Genomic DNA, 16,462 nt, shown 5'->3' with positions numbered 1-16,462 from the left:
GTTTCCGGTCGGTAAGGTGTCGGTACGTGTCCTCACCGTTAGCGGTCCTTACCGGAAACCGGGATTTCCGCCGGCTACTCCTCGCCGAGCTGGTCGTCTTCGGGGCGGACTGGTTCGTCATGGTGCCGCTGGTGGTGCTGCTGCCGGAGCTGACCGGCAGCGGCGTCTGGGGCGCTCTGGTGCTCGCCGTGGACACCGGCATCCACGCCCTGATGCTGCCGTTCACCGGTACGCTCGCCCACCGCTTCGACCGCCGTCGGATCCTGATCGCCGCGAACCTGGCCGCCGTCGTCGCCGTGCTGTTGCTGCTGGCCGTACGTACCCCGGGTACCGCCTGGCTGGCGTTGTTCGCCATCGCGTCGCTCGCGGTGGCGAAGTCCTGCTACTCGCCGGCCGCCCAGGCCGCGCTACCGAACGTGGTCTCGGCGGCGGAGCTGCCCGCCGCCAACGTCTTCGCCGGTTCCGCGTGGGGCACCATGGCGATCGTCGGCGCGTCGCTCGGCGGGCTGATCAGCGCGGCTCTCAACCCGTACGCGTGCTTCTGGATCGCCGCCGCGGCGCTGCTGCTGGCGGCGGTGGTCACCATGTCGATCCGCCGGCCGATGCAGGCCCCGCGCGACGCCACGCTGCCGGCACCCCGGACGCTGACCGCGATCCGCGAGGCGCTGGCCTACATCGGCGGCCGTCCGCAGGTGCTAGCTCTGGTGACCGCGAAGAGCGCGGTCGGCCTCGGCAACGGCGTACTCACGTTGTTTCCGCTGCTGGCCGGGGTGTACGGGGTCGGCGCGATCGGCACCGGCCTGCTGTTCGCCGTGCGGGGTGCCGGCGCGGTGATCGGGCCACTGCTGACCCGCCCGGTGCTGAACCGGCGGTCCTGGCTGCTCACCGGGTTGGCCGCGTCGATGTCGGTGTACGGGCTGTCCTACGCCAGTATCTCGCTGGTCACCTGGTTCCCGCTGGTGCTCGCCCTGGTCTTCCTGGCGCACCTGGGCGGCGGCAGCAACTGGGTGCTGTCCAACTACGCCCTGCAGGCGGTGGTGCCGGACCGGCTGCGCGGCCGGGTCTTCGCCACCGATCTGATGCTCGCCACCCTGTCGATCTCGGTGAGTCAGTTGATCGTGGCCAGTGTGATCGACACCCTGGACACCCGGATCATCCTGGCGACGTGCGGTCTGGTGACCGTCACCTATGCGATCGGCTGGCGGCTGGCGACCCGGCGGCTGGGCTCGGTGGTTGCGGCCAGCCGCTAGCATCGTGATATCACTTTGATAGCGAGCTGGTGGTGGAGGGAACGAGCATGGAACGAGCCGTGTTCCGGATGTCCGGATTCGTGGCGATCAGCGGCCTGGTGGTGCCAGGTCTGCTCGGCCTGGCGGTGGTGGCGCCCGGCATCAATTCGGTGGCCGACGTGGATGTCTGGATGGCCGTCGCCGCCGTGGTCTACGCCGGGGTCATCGCGCTGGCCGCCACCGGGTTCACCGTGGTCAACCCCAACGAGGCGCAGGTGGTGCAGTTCTTCGGCCGCTACCTCGGCTCGATCCGGGCCGCCGGCCTGCACTGGACCTGGCCGCTGACCGCCCGGCGCAAGGTCACCCTGCGGGTGCGCAACTTCGAGACCGACCGGCTGAAGGTCGCCGACGCCGACGGCAACCCGGTCGAGATCGCCGCCGTCGTGGTCTGGCGGGTGGTCGACTCGGCGAGCGCCGTCTTCGCCGTCGACGACCACGTCGAGTACGTGGCCGTCCAGGCCGAGGCCGCCGTCCGGCACCTGGCCACCAGCTACCCGTACGAGGCGCACGACGCCGAGCGGGCCAGCCTGCGGGACAGTACGGTGGTCGCCGACGAGCTCACCGAGGAGTTGCGGGAGCGGGTCGAGTTGGCCGGCGTGGAGGTGCTGGAGTCCCGGGTCACCCACCTCGCGTACGCCCCCGAGATCGCCCACGCGATGCTCGCCCGGCAGCAGGCAGCCGCCGTCGTCGCGGCCCGGTTCCGGATCGTCGAGGGCGCCGTCGGCATGGTCTCCAACGCGTTGGAACGGTTGGCCGACGAGCACGTGGTCGACCTCGACGAGGAACGCAAGGCCCAGATGGTCGCCAACCTGCTGGTGGTGCTCTGCGGCGACCGGGCGGTGCAGCCGGTGGTGAACACCGGGTCTCTCTACAGCTGAGGCGGTCCACGGCTGATGGCCGAACGCAAGAAGCTGCTGCTGCGGCTCGATCCGGCGGTCCACGAGGCGATTGCCAAGTGGGCCGCCGACGACCTGCGCAGCGTCAACGCCCAGATCGAGTACGCGCTGCGGTTCGCGCTGCGCGCCGCCGGCCGGACACCTGGATCGGGTCGGACACCTGGATCCGAGCGGGCACCCGGGTCCGAGCGGGCGCCTGGATCGGGCCCGTCGGCCGCCGGCCCGGACCGACCGCCGGCACCCTGACACCGGGCGACCTGCCAGGACCTAGCATGGGGCGATGGCTATCAGCTTCGTTCCCGGACCGGTGACCGTGCGGGTCCCGGCCACCAGCGCCAATCTCGGCCCCGGGTTCGACGCGCTCGGGTTGGCGCTCGGTCACCACGACGAGGTGACCGCCCGGGTGGCGCCCGCCGGCTGCCGGGTCGAGATCTCCGGCGAAGGCACCGGGGAGTTGCCGCTCGACGACGGCCATCTCGTCGTCCGCGCCATGCACGCCACCTTCGACGAGCTCGGCGGCCGGCCGGCCGGTCTGGCGCTGAGCTGCGTGAACCGGATCCCCCAGGCGCGTGGCCTGGGTTCGTCGTCGGCGGCGATCGTGGCCGGCGTGCAACTGGCCCGAGGGCTCGTCGTCGGCGGGACGCAGCTGCTGGACACCGCCGCCGCGCTGCGGATCGCCGCGCGGCTGGAGGGTCACCCGGACAACGTGGCGCCCTGCCTGCTCGGCGGTTTCACCATCGCCTGGACCGAGGCGTCCGGGTCGCGCGCGGTGTCGGTGCCGGTGCATCCGGCGGTGTCGCCGACCGTCTACGTACCCGGTAACCGGGGTCTGACCGAGGCGGCGCGGGCGGCGCTGCCCGCCCAGGTTCCGCACGCGGACGCCGCGTTCACCGCCGGTCGGGCCGCCCTGCTGAGCCACGCGATCAGCGCCGACCCGACGCTTTTGCTGGCCGCGACCGAGGACCGGGTGCACCAGGACTACCGGGGTCCATCGATGCCGGCCAGTGCGGAACTGCTTCGCCGACTGCGGGCAACCGGTGTGGCTGCCGTGATCAGTGGGGCGGGTCCGAGCGTCCTGGCGTTGACCGAAGTCCCGGCGGGCTTCTGTCCGGGAATGGACTGGCAGACTCACTTGTTTCCGGTAGACGTTGCCGGAGCGCGGATCGAAGGCGCTATAGTAGGACACGCCGAGCGGGACCCTGTTGCCGCAGGTCGGAAGAGTTGACTACGCTCTAGGCCAAGCACAGCCGCGAAGCACGCGATCTCCTGCGGGGCGGCGCACCCCCGAAGCTATCGGCGGTAAGCCCGTCTCACCCCTGCCTAGGCCACCGCCAAACCGCAGTCTCCACGGATCGCTGCAGATGTCGAGAGCTGCCCACCGAGGCTGGTGAAGCGGGTCCGGCAAAGCTGCGCGAAGACTCCCGCGACGTGTCATGCGAGGCGGGTGCACCGAGGCCACCCGGCCACCTAGCGTCTTGACCCGGGTTGCCCGGCCTATCGAGGGAAGGAATCCATTGAGCGACACCACCGACGTGACGTCGGATGTCTCCAACGTCGCTGACGACACCACCGCTGCTCCTGCCCGCCGTCGGCGGTCCGGCACCGGGCTGTCCGCGATGCTGCTGCCGGAGTTGCAGAGCCTCGCCGCGTCGCTCGGCATCTCCGGCACCGCCCGGATGCGCAAGAGTGAGCTGATCACCGCGATCACCGAGCGCCAGGCCGGCGGGGGCGCCCCACGGCCGCGCGCCGAGGTCGCGGCGGCGACCGCACCCCCTCGGGAGGAGGTCCGCGCCGAGGTCCGTCCTGAGGCCGAGCGGCGCGACGGCGGGTCCGAGCGGCGCGACGGCGGCGACGGTGAGCAACTTGCCATCGTCGACGAGCCGGCCCGCGAGCGCAGCACCCGCCGGGGCCGTCGGTCGGCAGCCGAGTCGCGTACCGACGAGACCGCGACCGCGCAGACCACGCCGACTGAGTCGGGCGAGCGGGCCGACCGGGGCGGTGACGGCCGGGACAACCGTGACCGGGACAACCGTGGCGAGCGGGCCGAGCGTGGCGAGCGGGACAACCGTGGCGAGCGGGCCGAGCGGGGCGGTGACGGCCGGGGTGGTCGCGACCGTAACGACCGGGGTGACCGTAACGACCGGGGTGACCGCGGCGAGCGGAACCAGCGGGACAACAACGACGACGACGACAACGAAGGCGGCGGTCGGCGCAGCCGACGCAGCCGGTTCCGCGACCGTCGGCGGCGGGGAGACCGCGGCGACGGCGACGGTGGTGGCGGCCGGGAGCCGCAGGTGACCGAGGACGACGTACTCGTCCCGGTGGCCGGCATCCTCGACGTGCTGGACAACTACGCGTTCGTGCGTACCACCGGCTACCTCTCCGGGCCCAACGACGTCTACGTCTCCATGTCGCAGGTCAAGAAGCACGGTCTGCGGCGCGGTGACGCGGTCACCGGCGCGGTGCGCGCCACCCGCGAGGGTGAGCAGCGCCGCGACAAGTACAACCCGCTGGTCCGGCTGGACACCATCAACGGCATGGAGCCGGAGGAGGCCCGGCGGCGTCCCGAGTTCTACAAGCTCACCCCGCTCTACCCGCAGGACCGGCTGCGGCTGGAGACCGAGCCGCACATCCTCACCACCCGGGTCATCGACCTGGTGATGCCGATCGGTAAGGGCCAGCGGGCGCTGATCGTCTCCCCGCCCAAGGCGGGCAAGACGATGGTGCTGCAGGCGATCGCCAACGCCATCACGCACAACAACCCCGAGTGCCACCTGATGGTGGTGCTGGTCGACGAGCGTCCGGAAGAGGTCACCGACATGCAGCGGTCGGTGAAGGGCGAGGTCGTCGCGGCCACGTTCGACCGGCCACCGCAGGACCACACCACGGTCGCCGAGCTGGCCATCGAACGGGCCAAGCGGCTGGTGGAGCTGGGCCACGACGTCGTCGTGCTGCTCGACTCGGTGACCCGGCTGGGCCGCTCGTACAACCTGGCCGCGCCGGCCAGCGGGCGGATCATGTCCGGTGGTATCGACTCGACAGCGCTGTACCCGCCGAAGCGGTTCCTCGGCGCGGCCCGCAACATCGAGAACGGCGGTTCGTTGACCATCCTCGCCACCGCGCTGGTGGAGACCGGGTCCATGATGGACACGGTGATCTTCGAGGAGTTCAAGGGGACCGGCAACGCCGAGCTCAAGCTGGACCGCAAGATCGCCGACAAGCGGGTGTTCCCGTCGATCGACATCCACCCGTCCGGCACCCGTAAGGAGGAGATCCTGCTCGCGCCGGAGGAGCTGGCGATCACCCACAAGCTGCGCAAGGTGCTCCACTCGCTGGACTCCCAGGCGGCACTGGACCTGCTGCTGGACCGGCTCAAGCAGAGCCGGACCAACATCGAGTTCCTGATGCAGATCGCGAAGTCGACGCCGGGGGAGTGACCCCGGCACCGGCCGCCCCGCGCGGTCGGGAATCCGGCAGGTCCGTCGGGCGTTGCGTCCGGCGGTGTTCGTGACGGTCGCGGTGGGCGGTTCGCTCCGCCCACCGCGACCCGCCGCCACGGCCCGTGGCAGACTGACAACAGGCCAGGTTCCGGTTCACGCCAGAGTCGGCCCGCGCAACGGCGCGGCCGACGTCGACGGCGACCCGGCGACCGACGAAGAGAGGACCACCCGTGAAGAAGGACATCCACCCGGAGTACGTGACCACCGAGGTCACCTGCTCCTGCGGCGCGTCGTTCACCACCCGCAGCACCGCACCCGGCGGCAAGATCCACGCTGAGACCTGCAGCGCCTGCCACCCGTTCTACACCGGCAAGCAGCGCGTCCTCGACACCGCCGGCCGGGTCGCCAAGTTCCAGCAGAAGTACGCCAAGGCGAAGGCCAACAAGGCCAAGTAGCTGTGCACGCGGCGCCCGCTTCCGACCGACGTCGGGGGCGGGCGCTGCGGTGTCTGGACGGTACTGGTCTTTTCAACCCGGCGGACCGTTTCCTCCCCGGCCGCAAGGCCGGAGTATCCACGGAAGGCATCTGATGAGCAGCGAGCGTCTGGCCGGGCTCCTCGACGAGTACGCCGAGCTGGAGAAGCAGCTGTCCGATCCGGCGATCCACGCGGACCAGACCACCGCCCGCCGGGTCGGTCGCCGGTTCGCCGAGCTGGCCCCGCTGCACAAGGCCGCCGGCGAGCTCGCCCAGGCCCGGGCCGATTTGGCCGCCGCCCGGGAGCTGGCCGGCGAGGACCCGGCGTTCACCGTCGAGGCGGAGGCGATCGCCGCCAGCCTGCCCGACCTGGAGGCCCGCCTCGCCGAACTGCTGATCCCCCGGGACCCGCACGACGCCAAGGACGTCATCGTCGAGATCAAGGCGGGCGAGGGCGGCGAGGAGTCGGCGCTGTTCGCCGGCGACCTGCTACGGATGTACCTGCGGTACGCCGAACGGCGCGGCTGGCAGGTCGAGGTGCTCGACTCGCAGGATTCCGACCTCGGCGGGGTCAAGGACGTCTCGCTCGCGATCAAGTCGCGGGGGATGCCCGAGGGCGGTAACGGCGTCTGGTCCCGGCTCAAGTGGGAGGGCGGCGTGCACCGGGTGCAGCGGGTGCCGGTCACCGAGTCGCAGGGCCGGATCCACACCAGCGCCGCCGGGGTGCTGGTGCTGCCGGAAGCCGAGGACGTCGAGGTCAACGTCGACCCGAACGAACTACGCGTCGACGTGTTCCGCTCCTCCGGCCCCGGCGGCCAGTCGGTCAACACCACCGACTCGGCGGTGCGGATCACCCACCTGCCGACCGGCATCGTCGTCTCCTGCCAGAACGAGAAGAGCCAGCTGCAGAACCGGGAGCAGGCGATGCGGATCCTGCGCGCCCGGTTGCTCGCCGCCGCCCAGGAACAGGCCGACGCGGCGGCGTCCGACGCCCGCCGATCCCAGGTGCGTACGGTCGACCGGTCCGAGCGGGTGCGCACCTACAACTACCCGCAGAACCGGATCACCGACCACCGGATCGGCTACACGGCGTACAACATGGACCTGGTGGTCGGCGGGGAGCTGGACGGCGTCCTCGACGCGCTCGCCGAGGCGGACCGGGCTGCCCGGCTGGCCGGTGACACCGAACTGACCCGCCGCTGACCGGCCACACCGGCACCGGCCGTGCCGCTGACCGCGGCCACACCGGCACCGGCCGGGCGGTCAGCGCACCGGATGGGGCCGTTGCCGGGCCTCGCGCATCTGCCGGGCGGCCACCTCGAAGGCCCGGCTGAGCGCTTCGCGCAACCCCGGACCGGAACCGCTGATTTCGGCGTAGCCGACGCTGACCCCGACCGGAGTGCCAGGCACCAGCGACTCCCACTCCTCACCGGCCACCGCGGCGGTGATCCGGCGGGCCACGTCGGCCGCCTCGGCCGGGCCGGCGCCCGGCAGCACCACCACGAACTCGTCGCCGCCGTACCTGGCCACGAAGTCACCCCGGCGCATCACCCGGTTGATCACCCCGGCGACCCGTTGCAGCACCAGGTCACCGGAGTGGTGGCCATGCACGGTGTTGACCGACTTGAAACCGTCCAGGTCGCAGACCATCACCACGGCCCGATCGCCCCGGCCGGCCATGTCGGTGACGTAGAGGTCGAGGTGGCGGCGGCTGGCCAGCCCGGTCAACGGGTCGGTCAGCGCCTCCTGGGTGTACTGCGCGGCGGAGCGACGCATCTCCTCCTGGTCCAGCCGGGCGGCGATGCCGTCGACGTACATGTCGCGCAGCCGGTCGTTGCGCCGGGTAGCCAGCCGGAACGCGTACCGGTCGGCGTCGTGCGCGGCGGCGTGGTCGCCGGCCCGGGTGTGCGCGACGCTGCGCAGCCGGGCCGTCTCGGCGGCACCGAGCGTCTCGGCGGAGACCACCGCCGCGGACAGCCGGGTCAACGCCTCCGCCGGCCGGTCCGCCGCGATGGTCAGGCAGACCACCCCGAGCTGGCGCAGGTCGCGGGCGCGGGCACTGTCGCCGCCGTCGATCATCAGCCGGGTCGCCTCCGGGGCACCGGCGGGCAGTCGGGCCGGCTCACCGAGTGCGGCCAGCCGGGCCAGGGCGTACCCGTAGGCCACCCGGCTGCTCGGGCGCAGCAGCCCGGCCCGGTCGGCGTGCACGAACTTCGCCAGGTCGCTGCCGATGTCGCGGAGCACCCGCAGGCAGCCGTCGGTGTCTCCATGATGGTCCAACGCGACGGCGTTGCGCAGCCGGATGCCGGGCGCGGCGAAGGTCTCCTCTGGAATGCCGGTGGCGTTGGCGAGCTGCCGGGCGTGCTCGATGGCGCTCAACGCGTACCCGTGGAAACTGAGGTAGGAGTAGGCCATCGCCAGGTCGTGCCAGCCCCAGGCGGTTTCCCGGTCCACGTCGGTGGCGGCGCCGAGCGCCCGCGCACTGTGCACCAGATGGGTGACGCACCGGTCGAACGCGCCCTGCTGGTGGGCGGCGAGCGCGGCCAGCGCGTGCAGGTGGCCGTGCAGGTACGGCTCGCTGACGTCCCGGGCGGCCTCGAACGCCCGGTCGACGGCCACCGTGTACTCGGCGGACCGGCCGAGGTTGAGCAGCGCGGAGAGCCGCTGCACCAGCGCGTCGGCCCGTACGTACCGGTTGCTGGTGCTCCGGATCACCTGCTCGAAGGCGACGCAGGCTTCCGCCGAGCGGCTGCTTTCCATCAGCGCCCGGGCCTGCATCAGCGCCTCGGCCTGGTCGGTGAGCCGGTCGAGCCAACCCACGCACAACCTCCCCTGGAGCCCGCTGGAATCTGGCGGAGCACACACCCGACCCGATCCGCGACCTGTTCCACGGACGCCCGGGTGGACGCACCATGATTATGTCGTGAACCGCTTGCCAGAGAACACCTCCGGATTGCCGGATCGGACGCCGGTCCGAGCCGCGGTGGCCGCCGCGGCCGCCCGGCTGGCCGCCGCCGGTGTCGCCGCCGCCCGCGTCGACGCGGAGCTGATTGCCGCCTCGGTGCTGGACATTCCGCGTGGCCGGCTGGCATTGAGTGGCGACTTCGACCAGGCCGACATCGGCAGGTTCCACAGTCTGGTGACCCGCCGGGCGGCGGGAGAACCGGTGCAGCACCTCACCGGATCGGCACCGTTTCGTTATCTGGAGCTCGCGGTGGGGCCGGGGGTCTTCGTGCCCCGGCCGGAGACCGAACTGCTCGCCGGGGCGGGCGTCGACGCGCTGCGTGACCAGCCCGGCGAGGCGGTCGTGGTCGACCTGTGCAGCGGCAGTGGCGCGGTGGCGCTGGCGGTCGCGCACGAGGTTCCGACGGCGCGGGTGGTCGCGGTCGAACGCTCGGCGGACAGCCTGCGCTGGCTGCGCCGCAACGCCCGGCGACAGGCCGCCGCCGGGGACCGGCCGATCGAGGTGCTGGCCGGCGACGTCCGGGATCCGGGCCTGCTCGGCGAGTTCGCCGGCCAAGTGGACGTGCTGCTGTGCAACCCGCCGTACGTACCGGACGGCACCCCGGTGCCGCCGGAGGTCGCCAGGCACGACCCGGCCGAGGCGGTCTTCGGCGGGCCGGACGGCCTGGCGGTCATCCGACCGGTGGTGCACCGCGCCGTGACCCTGCTGCGCCCCGGCGGGCTGTTCGGGGTCGAGCACGACGATGGTCACGCCGCCGCCGTCGTCGCGTTGGTCGCCGCCGACGGCCGGTTCGACGCTGTCACCAGCCACCGCGACCTGGCCGGCCGGCCGCGTTTCGTCACCGCCCGCCGGACGGGCTGACGGCAGCTGGAGGTGATCGGTGCGGATCAGCGGGCGGACACGTGGCAGACTGGCACACCGTGATGCTCTATGACTGCCGGTCCGCCGCCGACCGTGACAAAGGCATCGCCGCGGCGATCGAGGCGGTCAAGAACGGCGAGTTGGTCGTGCTGCCGACCGACACCGTGTACGGCGTCGGTGCCGACGCCTTCACCTCGTACGCGGTCACCGCGTTGCTCAACGCCAAGGGGCGGGACCGGCAGATGCCGCCGCCGGTGCTGGTCGGTTCCCGGCACACTCTCGACGGGCTGGTGCTGATCCTGCCGCAGCCCGCCCGCGACCTGGCCGACGCCTTCTGGCCGGGGGCGCTCACCATGATCGTCGAGCACGCGCCCAGCCTGAACTGGGATCTGGGGGACACCGACGGCACCGTTGCGGTCCGGATGCCGCTGCATCCGGTGGCGCTGGAGGTGCTGCGGGAGACCGGCCCGATGGCGGTCTCGTCGGCGAACAAGACCGGCCGGCCGCCGGCGGTGACCGCTGCCGAGGCCCGGGACCAGCTCGGCTACTCGGTGCGCGCGTACCTGGAGGCCGGCCCGTGTCCGGACCCCGTGCCCAGCACCATCGTCGATCTGACCGGCGACGTGCCCCGGGTGGTCCGCGACGGCGCGATCCCGATCGAGAAGCTGCGTGACGTGGTCCCGGACATCATCGGTACGGAGTCCTAGTGCCGCCGTTCACCGTCCTTCATGTCTGCATGGGCAACATCTGCCGTTCGCCGATGGCCGAGCGGCTGTTGGTGCTGGCGCTCGAGCAGCGGCTGGACCGCCTCGGTCCGGCCGTCGCGCCGCCGGCCGAGGAGCTGTTGCACAGCCACAGCGCCGGCACCGGCGGTTGGCACGCCGGCGAGGAGATGAATCCGCCGGCGGCCCGCCAGGTGCTCGCTCGGGGCGGGCAGGTCGACGGCTTCGCCGCCCGTAAGCTGCGGTCCGATCAGATCGACGCCGCCGATCTGGTGCTCACCGCCACCGCCGACCAGCTTGAGTACGTGCTCGCGTTGCGCCCGGACGCCGCCGAGCGCACCTTCGTGCTCGGCGAGTTCGGCCGGTTGCTGCCGGCGGTGGACCCGGCCGGGCTGCCCGGTGTCCGGTCGGGTCCGGACGCGGCGGTGACCCCGGAGGCGGTGCATGCCCGGGGCGCGGCCCTGGTCGCTGCGGTCGCCGCGGTCCGGGCCGGCGCCGGTCCGCAGCCGGGGGACGATCTGGACGATCCGTGGGGGCGCGGCGACCACACCTTCGCCCGGGTGGCCGACGAGATCGAGGAGACGGTGGGGGCGCTCGGCGTGGCGCTGCTGCCCTGAGATCGGCGGGGCGGGCAGAGGATTGCAGGCGGAGGTCGTCCGATGATGCGCAGTCGGCTGCGGCACCTGCCGGTGCCGTCGATGGTGTCGGCGGTGCTGCTGGTGGTGCTCGCCGGGGTGGGCGGCTGGCTGGACGGACTCCCGGGGGCGGTCGGCGCCGTCGTCGGTGTCGCGCTGGTGGCGGCCAGCTATGTGGCCTCCAGCCTGGCGCTGGCCTGGGCGGACTCGGTGCATCCGCGGATGGTGCTCAGTGTGGGCCTGCTCACCTACAGCTTGAAGTTCGCGCTGCTCGGGGTGGCGGTGTTCGCGGTGGCCGCGTCGGACTGGCCGGGGCAGCGGATGCTGGCGGTGGCGATCATCGTGGCCACAGTGGGATGGATCACGGCCCAGGTGTGGTGGACCTTCCGGGCCCGGATCCCGTACGTGGAGATCGACCCGCGTTGACCCGCCGGTGACCCTGGGTGCACGCCGGCCGTAGGCCAGCGGCGAGAATCACCGTTTTTCGCGAAGATTTGTCGGATTTGCCCTAGGCTGAGGCCGGGATCGCCGGTGGTGCGGGGGAGTGGATACCGACCGGGGCGGAAGAGGAGTAGCGTGTGCACCCATCTGACGTGCCACCGGGTCGCCCACACAACGAGGGTTGTGCGGGGGGTGACGCACAGCCTCCATCGTTGCCCTGATATGTTTCCGGCGTCATGGCCGGTGAACCACCTTCCGAACCCGCAGGTCCCTCGGGGGCCGACACCGGGTTTGCCGCGATCGGCTACCTGCTCGGCGGGATGGCCGTGTGGGGCGGCGCGGGGTGGCTCGTCGACCGTTGGCTGGACCTGCCCAACGTCGGGCTGCTGATCGGGCTGATCGGCGGGACGGCGGCCGGGGTCTACCTGACCGTTAAGAAGCTGGGCGCGTGAACCAGGCCCGACCAACGGAGGATGCGCGTTGATTGAGCAGCCGACCGTTCTCGCCGCGGAGTTCCCTCCCGGCGTGGATGCCTTCGACTTTCGCAGCCTGATCCCCGGGTTGGACGGCACCGCCTGGGCGGCCGCCTTCACCAAGATCACGCTGCTGCTCTGGATCGCCGCCGCACTGGTGATGATCTTCTTCCTGGTCACCTACCGCAGCCCGAAGCTGGTGCCGACCAAGGGTCAGTGGCTGGCCGAGTCGGTGTACGGCATGGTGCGCGACAACATCGCCCGGGACGTGATCGGCAAGGACGGCGTGCGGTTCGCCCCGTACCTCACGGTGTTGTTCTGCTTCATCCTGCTGAACAATCTCTGGGGCATCGTCCCGTTCGCCCAGATCTCACCGATGTCGCACATCGCCTTCCCGATGGTGCTCGCGGTGATCAGCTGGCTGATGTACATCGGACACGGCATCGCCAAGTGGGGCTTCGTCGGCTACATCAAGCACTCCTGCTGGGTCTCCGGCGCGCCACTGTGGGTGCAGCCGATCCTGGTGCCGATCGAGTTCGTCTCGAACCTGATCCTGCGGCCCGTCACCCTGGCCGTCCGGCTCTTCGCGAACATGTTCGCCGGCCACATGATCCTGCTGGTGTTCGTCCTCGGTGGCGTGGCGCTGTTCCAGGCCGACAGCCTGTTCATCAAGCCCATCGCCGTCCTGAGCTGGGGCATGGCGATCGTGATGACCTTCTTCGAGTTCGGCATCATGATTCTCCAGGCGTACGTCTTCACCCTGCTCAGCGCGACCTACCTGCAGCACTCGCTGGCCGAGTCGCACTGATCCCGCCCCCTGATCGGCACACGTCCGCAGCGCGTCACGCGGGCGACAACTGAACATTCACCTAAACGTGCGCGTGATGGACACGCGTTCAACGCAGGAGGAAAACAACCATGGAGATCACCGGCAACCTGAACGCCATCGGCTACGGCATCGCCGCCCTGGGCCCCGGCATCGGCGTCGGTCTGGTGTTCGCCGCCTACATCCAGGCGACCGCCCGCCAGCCGGAGAGCGCCGGCCTGACCCGGGTCTACATGTTCATGGGCTTCGCCGTGATCGAGGCGCTCGCCCTGCTCGGTCTGGTGCTCGCGTTCGCGCTCTAGGCCCACTGGCGGTCTGACTCGGTGACCGGTTGCGCGAGCGCCGGTCCGGGCGAAGGGAAGTGTCCATGTACGAAGAAGTCACGTACATCGCCGCGGAAGAGGGCGGGAACATCCTGCTCCCGCCGCTGTCCGAGATCATCGTCGGCCTGATCGCCTTCGGGCTGCTCGTCGCCGTACTGCTGAAGTTCGTGTTTCCGCGGATGGAAGCGATGTACCAGGCGCGGGTCGAGGCGATCGAGGGCGGCATCAAGCGGGCCGAGGCCGCCCAGGCCGAGGCGAACCAGCTGCTGGAGCAGTACAAGGCCCAGCTGGCCGAGGCGCGTACCGACGCGGCCCGCATCCGCGACGACGCCCGGGCCGACGCCGAAGGGATCCGGCAGGACATCCTCGCCAAGGCGCGGGAGGAGTCCGACCGGATCATCGCGGCCGGCAAGGAGCAGCTCGCCGCCGAGCGGCAGACCATCATCCGGGAGCTGCGCGCCGAGGTCGGCACGCTCGCGGTCGACCTGGCCGGCCGGATCGTCGGGGACGCGCTCGCCGACGAGGCCCGCCGGAAGGGCACCGTCGAGCGGTTCATGGCCGACCTGGAGAACGCGGGGGCCCGCTGATGCAGTCCGCCACCAGCCGGGAGTCCTACGCCGCGGTGACCGAGCGACTGGTCGGCTACGTCGCCGGTGCCGCCCCGACGGCGGTCGCGACCACGGCCGACGAGATCCTCTCGGTGGCCGACCTGCTGCGCCGTCAGCCCCGGCTGCGGCGGGCGCTGGCCGACCCGGCCCGGCCCGCCGACGACCGGACCGGGCTGCTGCGCGGCCTGTTCGAAGGGAAGATCGGCGCGGACAGCCTCGACCTGCTCGGCGCGGTCGTCGCGGCCCGCTGGTCGGCGCCGTCGGAGCTGCTCGACGCCACCGAGCGACTCGGCGTCGACACGGCACTGGCCGGTGCCGAGTCGGCCGGCGAGCTGGCCGAGGTGGAGGACGAGCTGTTCCGGTTCGGCAAGATCATCGACGGCGACCCGCAGCTGGGTGCCGTGGTCGGTGACGTCGCCGTGCCGGCCGACCGGCGGGTCGAACTGGTCCGCACGCTGCTCACCGGAAAGGCGCTGCCGGCCACGGTGCGCCTCGCCGAGCAGGCGGTCCGGGGCTTCGGCGGGCGATCCGTCGGTGCCGGGCTGGGCCGGCTGGTCGAGCTGGCCGCCGCCCGGCGGGACCGTCAGGTCGCGCATGTCACGGTCGCCGCACCACTGACCCAGCCCGAGGAGCAGCGGCTGGGCGCCACGTTGGCCGAGATGTACGGTCGGGAGGTATCCGTCAAGTTGACGGTCGACCCCGCCGTACTCGGCGGGATGAGCGTACGGATCGGTTCCGACCTGTACGACGGCACCGTTCGGCGCCGCCTCATCGACACTCGCAAGGCGCTCGCCGGGCGCTGATTCAGTCCATGCCGTTCCGGGTTCATCCGGGCCACTAGACATAGAGGAAGCAGAGGATGGCCGAGCTGACCATCTCGTCGGACGAGATCCGTGGTGCCCTAGAACGCTACGTCTCCTCCTACACGCCGGAGCTGTCTCGTGAAGAGGTCGGCACCGTGGCGGACGCCGGGGACGGCATCGCCCACGTCGAGGGCCTGCCCTCGGCGATGGCAAACGAACTGCTGGAATTCGAGGACGGCACGCTGGGCGTGGCGTTGAACCTCGACGTACGTGACATCGGTGTGGTCATCCTGGGTGACTACGCCGGCATCGAGGAGGGCCAGCGCGTCAAGCGCACCGGCCGGGTGCTCTCCGTCCCGGTCGGCGACGCCTTCCTGGGCCGGGTGGTCAGCGCGCTCGGTGAGCCGATCGACGGCCTCGGGGACATCGCCAACGACGGCTTCCGTGAGCTGGAGCTGCAGGCGCCGAACGTGATGGCCCGCCAGTCGGTGTCCGAGCCGCTGCAGACCGGTATCAAGGCGATCGACGCGATGACCCCGATCGGTCGCGGCCAGCGGCAGCTGATCATCGGCGACCGCAAGACCGGTAAGACCACCGTCGCGCTGGACACGATCCTCAACCAGCGGGCCAACTGGGAGTCCGGCGACCCGGCCAAGCAGGTCCGCTGCATCTACGTGGCGATCGGGCAGAAGGCCTCCACCATCGCCTCGATCAAGGGCGTGCTGGAGGAGCACGGAGCGATGGAGTACACCACCATCGTCGCCTCGCCCGCCTCCGACCCGGCCGGCTTCAAGTACATCGCTCCGTACACCGGGTCGTCGATCGGCCAGCACTGGATGTACGCCGGCAAGCACGTGCTGATCGTCTTCGACGACCTGAGCAAGCAGGCCGAGGCGTACCGCGCGGTGTCGCTGCTGCTGCGCCGTCCGCCGGGCCGTGAGGCGTACCCGGGTGACGTCTTCTACCTGCACTCCCGGCTGCTCGAGCGGTGCGCGAAGCTCTCCGACGAGCTGGGCGGCGGCTCGCTGACCGGTCTGCCGATCATCGAGACCAAGGCCAACGACATCTCGGCCTTCATCCCGACCAACGTCATCTCGATCACCGACGGGCAGATCTTCCTGGAGACCGACCTGTTCAACCAGGGCCAGCGGCCGGCGATCAACGTCGGTACGTCGGTCTCCCGGGTCGGTGGCGCCGCGCAGGTCAAGCCGATGAAGAAGGTCGCCGGCCGGCTGCGGCTGGACCTGGCCCAGTACCGCGAGCTGGAGGCGTTCTCCGCGCTCGCCTCCGACCTGGACAAGGCGTCGCGCAACCAGCTGGAGCGCGGTGCCCGCCTGGTCGAGCTGCTCAAGCAGCCGAACTACTCGCCGTTCCCGGTGCAGGAGCAGGTCGTCTCGGTCTGGTCCGGCACCGAGGGCAAGCTCGACGACATCCCGGTCGGCGAGATCCGGCGGTTCGAGTCGGAGTTCCTGGAGTACCTGCGGCACTCCCACAAGGGCACGCTGGACTCGATCGCCGCGCACAACTGGGACGACGAGATCATCGCGACGCTGTCCGACGCGGTCGAGAAATTCAAGCAGATGTTCCTGTCCAAGGACCCGGAGCGGGTGGTCAACGAGGCGCCGGCCGAGGCCCTGGAGGGCGAGCAGGAACGCGAGAGCGTCACCCGGTACGTCGCCGACGCTGACGCCGAGAAGGAATAGGGC

Annotated in this window: 18 protein-coding genes; 17 read left to right on the top strand and 1 reads right to left on the bottom strand. The window is 71.2% G+C overall.

What is annotated here, in order from left to right:
* Window positions 1–26 precede the first annotated feature (26 nt).
* The 7 genes from O7629_RS21035 to prfA all read left to right on the top strand — a co-directional run bounded on the left by O7629_RS21035 (window position 27) and on the right by prfA (window position 7,302).
* Window positions 27–1,250, top strand: a complete 1,224-nt coding sequence (locus O7629_RS21035; RefSeq protein ID WP_278171209.1) for an MFS transporter — start codon at window positions 27–29, stop codon at window positions 1,248–1,250.
* A gap of 47 nt (window positions 1,251–1,297) precedes the next feature.
* The gene (locus O7629_RS21030) at window positions 1,298–2,167 is read left to right on the top strand and encodes an SPFH domain-containing protein (RefSeq protein WP_278171208.1); all 870 of its coding nucleotides are present in this window, start codon (window positions 1,298–1,300) and stop codon (window positions 2,165–2,167) included.
* Between the two features lie 15 nt (window positions 2,168–2,182).
* Window positions 2,183–2,431, top strand: a complete 249-nt coding sequence (locus O7629_RS21025) for a hypothetical protein (protein WP_278171206.1) — start codon at window positions 2,183–2,185, stop codon at window positions 2,429–2,431.
* Between the two features lie 34 nt (window positions 2,432–2,465).
* Window positions 2,466–3,410 carry a homoserine kinase gene (gene thrB / locus O7629_RS21020; RefSeq protein ID WP_278171204.1) on the top strand — a complete coding sequence of 315 codons (945 nt, stop codon included), beginning with the start codon at window positions 2,466–2,468 and terminating at the stop codon, window positions 3,408–3,410.
* A 289-nt stretch (window positions 3,411–3,699) separates the two neighbouring features.
* Window positions 3,700–5,622, top strand: coding sequence for a transcription termination factor Rho (rho, locus tag O7629_RS21015; protein ID WP_278171203.1), 1,923 nt, complete (start codon window positions 3,700–3,702; stop codon window positions 5,620–5,622).
* A gap of 233 nt (window positions 5,623–5,855) precedes the next feature.
* On the top strand, window positions 5,856–6,080 hold the full coding sequence (gene rpmE, locus O7629_RS21010; RefSeq protein ID WP_123603402.1) for a 50S ribosomal protein L31: 225 nt from the start codon (window positions 5,856–5,858) through the stop codon (window positions 6,078–6,080).
* A gap of 133 nt (window positions 6,081–6,213) precedes the next feature.
* Window positions 6,214–7,302, top strand: a complete 1,089-nt coding sequence (gene prfA, locus O7629_RS21005; protein ID WP_278171200.1) for a peptide chain release factor 1 — start codon at window positions 6,214–6,216, stop codon at window positions 7,300–7,302.
* A 60-nt stretch (window positions 7,303–7,362) separates the two neighbouring features.
* Here the strand turns inward: prfA and O7629_RS21000 are convergent, their stop codons facing one another.
* Window positions 7,363–8,919 carry a GGDEF domain-containing protein gene (locus O7629_RS21000; RefSeq protein ID WP_278171198.1) on the bottom strand — a complete coding sequence of 519 codons (1,557 nt, stop codon included), beginning with the start codon at window positions 8,917–8,919 and terminating at the stop codon, window positions 7,363–7,365.
* 103 nt (window positions 8,920–9,022) lie between these two features.
* Between O7629_RS21000 and prmC the strand changes: the two genes are divergently transcribed.
* From prmC to atpA, 10 genes are all read left to right on the top strand, one after another.
* A complete protein-coding gene (gene prmC, locus O7629_RS20995) occupies window positions 9,023–9,925 on the top strand; it encodes a peptide chain release factor N(5)-glutamine methyltransferase (protein ID WP_278171196.1) in 903 nt (300 codons plus the stop codon).
* A gap of 62 nt (window positions 9,926–9,987) precedes the next feature.
* Complete coding sequence (locus tag O7629_RS20990) at window positions 9,988–10,632, top strand: L-threonylcarbamoyladenylate synthase (protein ID WP_123604990.1); 645 nt, start codon at window positions 9,988–9,990, stop codon at window positions 10,630–10,632.
* On the top strand, window positions 10,632–11,264 hold the full coding sequence (locus O7629_RS20985) for a phosphotyrosine protein phosphatase (RefSeq protein WP_278171195.1): 633 nt from the start codon (window positions 10,632–10,634) through the stop codon (window positions 11,262–11,264). Before O7629_RS20990 ends, O7629_RS20985 begins: the two co-directional genes overlap by 1 nt.
* Window positions 11,265–11,306: 42 nt before the next feature.
* The gene (locus tag O7629_RS20980; protein ID WP_278171193.1) at window positions 11,307–11,708 is read left to right on the top strand and encodes a hypothetical protein; all 402 of its coding nucleotides are present in this window, start codon (window positions 11,307–11,309) and stop codon (window positions 11,706–11,708) included.
* Between the two features lie 251 nt (window positions 11,709–11,959).
* Complete coding sequence (locus O7629_RS20975; RefSeq protein WP_123603396.1) at window positions 11,960–12,175, top strand: hypothetical protein; 216 nt, start codon at window positions 11,960–11,962, stop codon at window positions 12,173–12,175.
* A gap of 28 nt (window positions 12,176–12,203) precedes the next feature.
* Complete coding sequence (gene atpB, locus O7629_RS20970) at window positions 12,204–13,004, top strand: F0F1 ATP synthase subunit A (RefSeq protein ID WP_278171190.1); 801 nt, start codon at window positions 12,204–12,206, stop codon at window positions 13,002–13,004.
* A 110-nt stretch (window positions 13,005–13,114) separates the two neighbouring features.
* Window positions 13,115–13,324, top strand: a complete 210-nt coding sequence (gene atpE, locus O7629_RS20965; protein WP_278171189.1) for an ATP synthase F0 subunit C — start codon at window positions 13,115–13,117, stop codon at window positions 13,322–13,324.
* A 65-nt stretch (window positions 13,325–13,389) separates the two neighbouring features.
* Window positions 13,390–13,932, top strand: a complete 543-nt coding sequence (locus O7629_RS20960) for a F0F1 ATP synthase subunit B (protein ID WP_278171188.1) — start codon at window positions 13,390–13,392, stop codon at window positions 13,930–13,932.
* A complete protein-coding gene (locus O7629_RS20955; protein WP_278171186.1) occupies window positions 13,932–14,756 on the top strand; it encodes a F0F1 ATP synthase subunit delta in 825 nt (274 codons plus the stop codon). The genes O7629_RS20960 and O7629_RS20955 overlap by 1 nt, the downstream gene beginning before the upstream one ends.
* A gap of 56 nt (window positions 14,757–14,812) precedes the next feature.
* Window positions 14,813–16,459, top strand: coding sequence for a F0F1 ATP synthase subunit alpha (atpA, locus tag O7629_RS20950; protein WP_278171184.1), 1,647 nt, complete (start codon window positions 14,813–14,815; stop codon window positions 16,457–16,459).
* The last annotated feature ends 3 nt before the right edge of the window (window positions 16,460–16,462 follow it).

Origin of the sequence: Solwaraspora sp. WMMD792, from assembly GCF_029626105.1 — a bacterium.
Classification (GTDB): Bacteria; Actinomycetota; Actinomycetes; order Mycobacteriales; family Micromonosporaceae; genus Micromonospora_E.
Note: the sequence above shows the minus strand (reverse complement) of the source record. Positions and strands in the feature narration are given on the sequence as shown.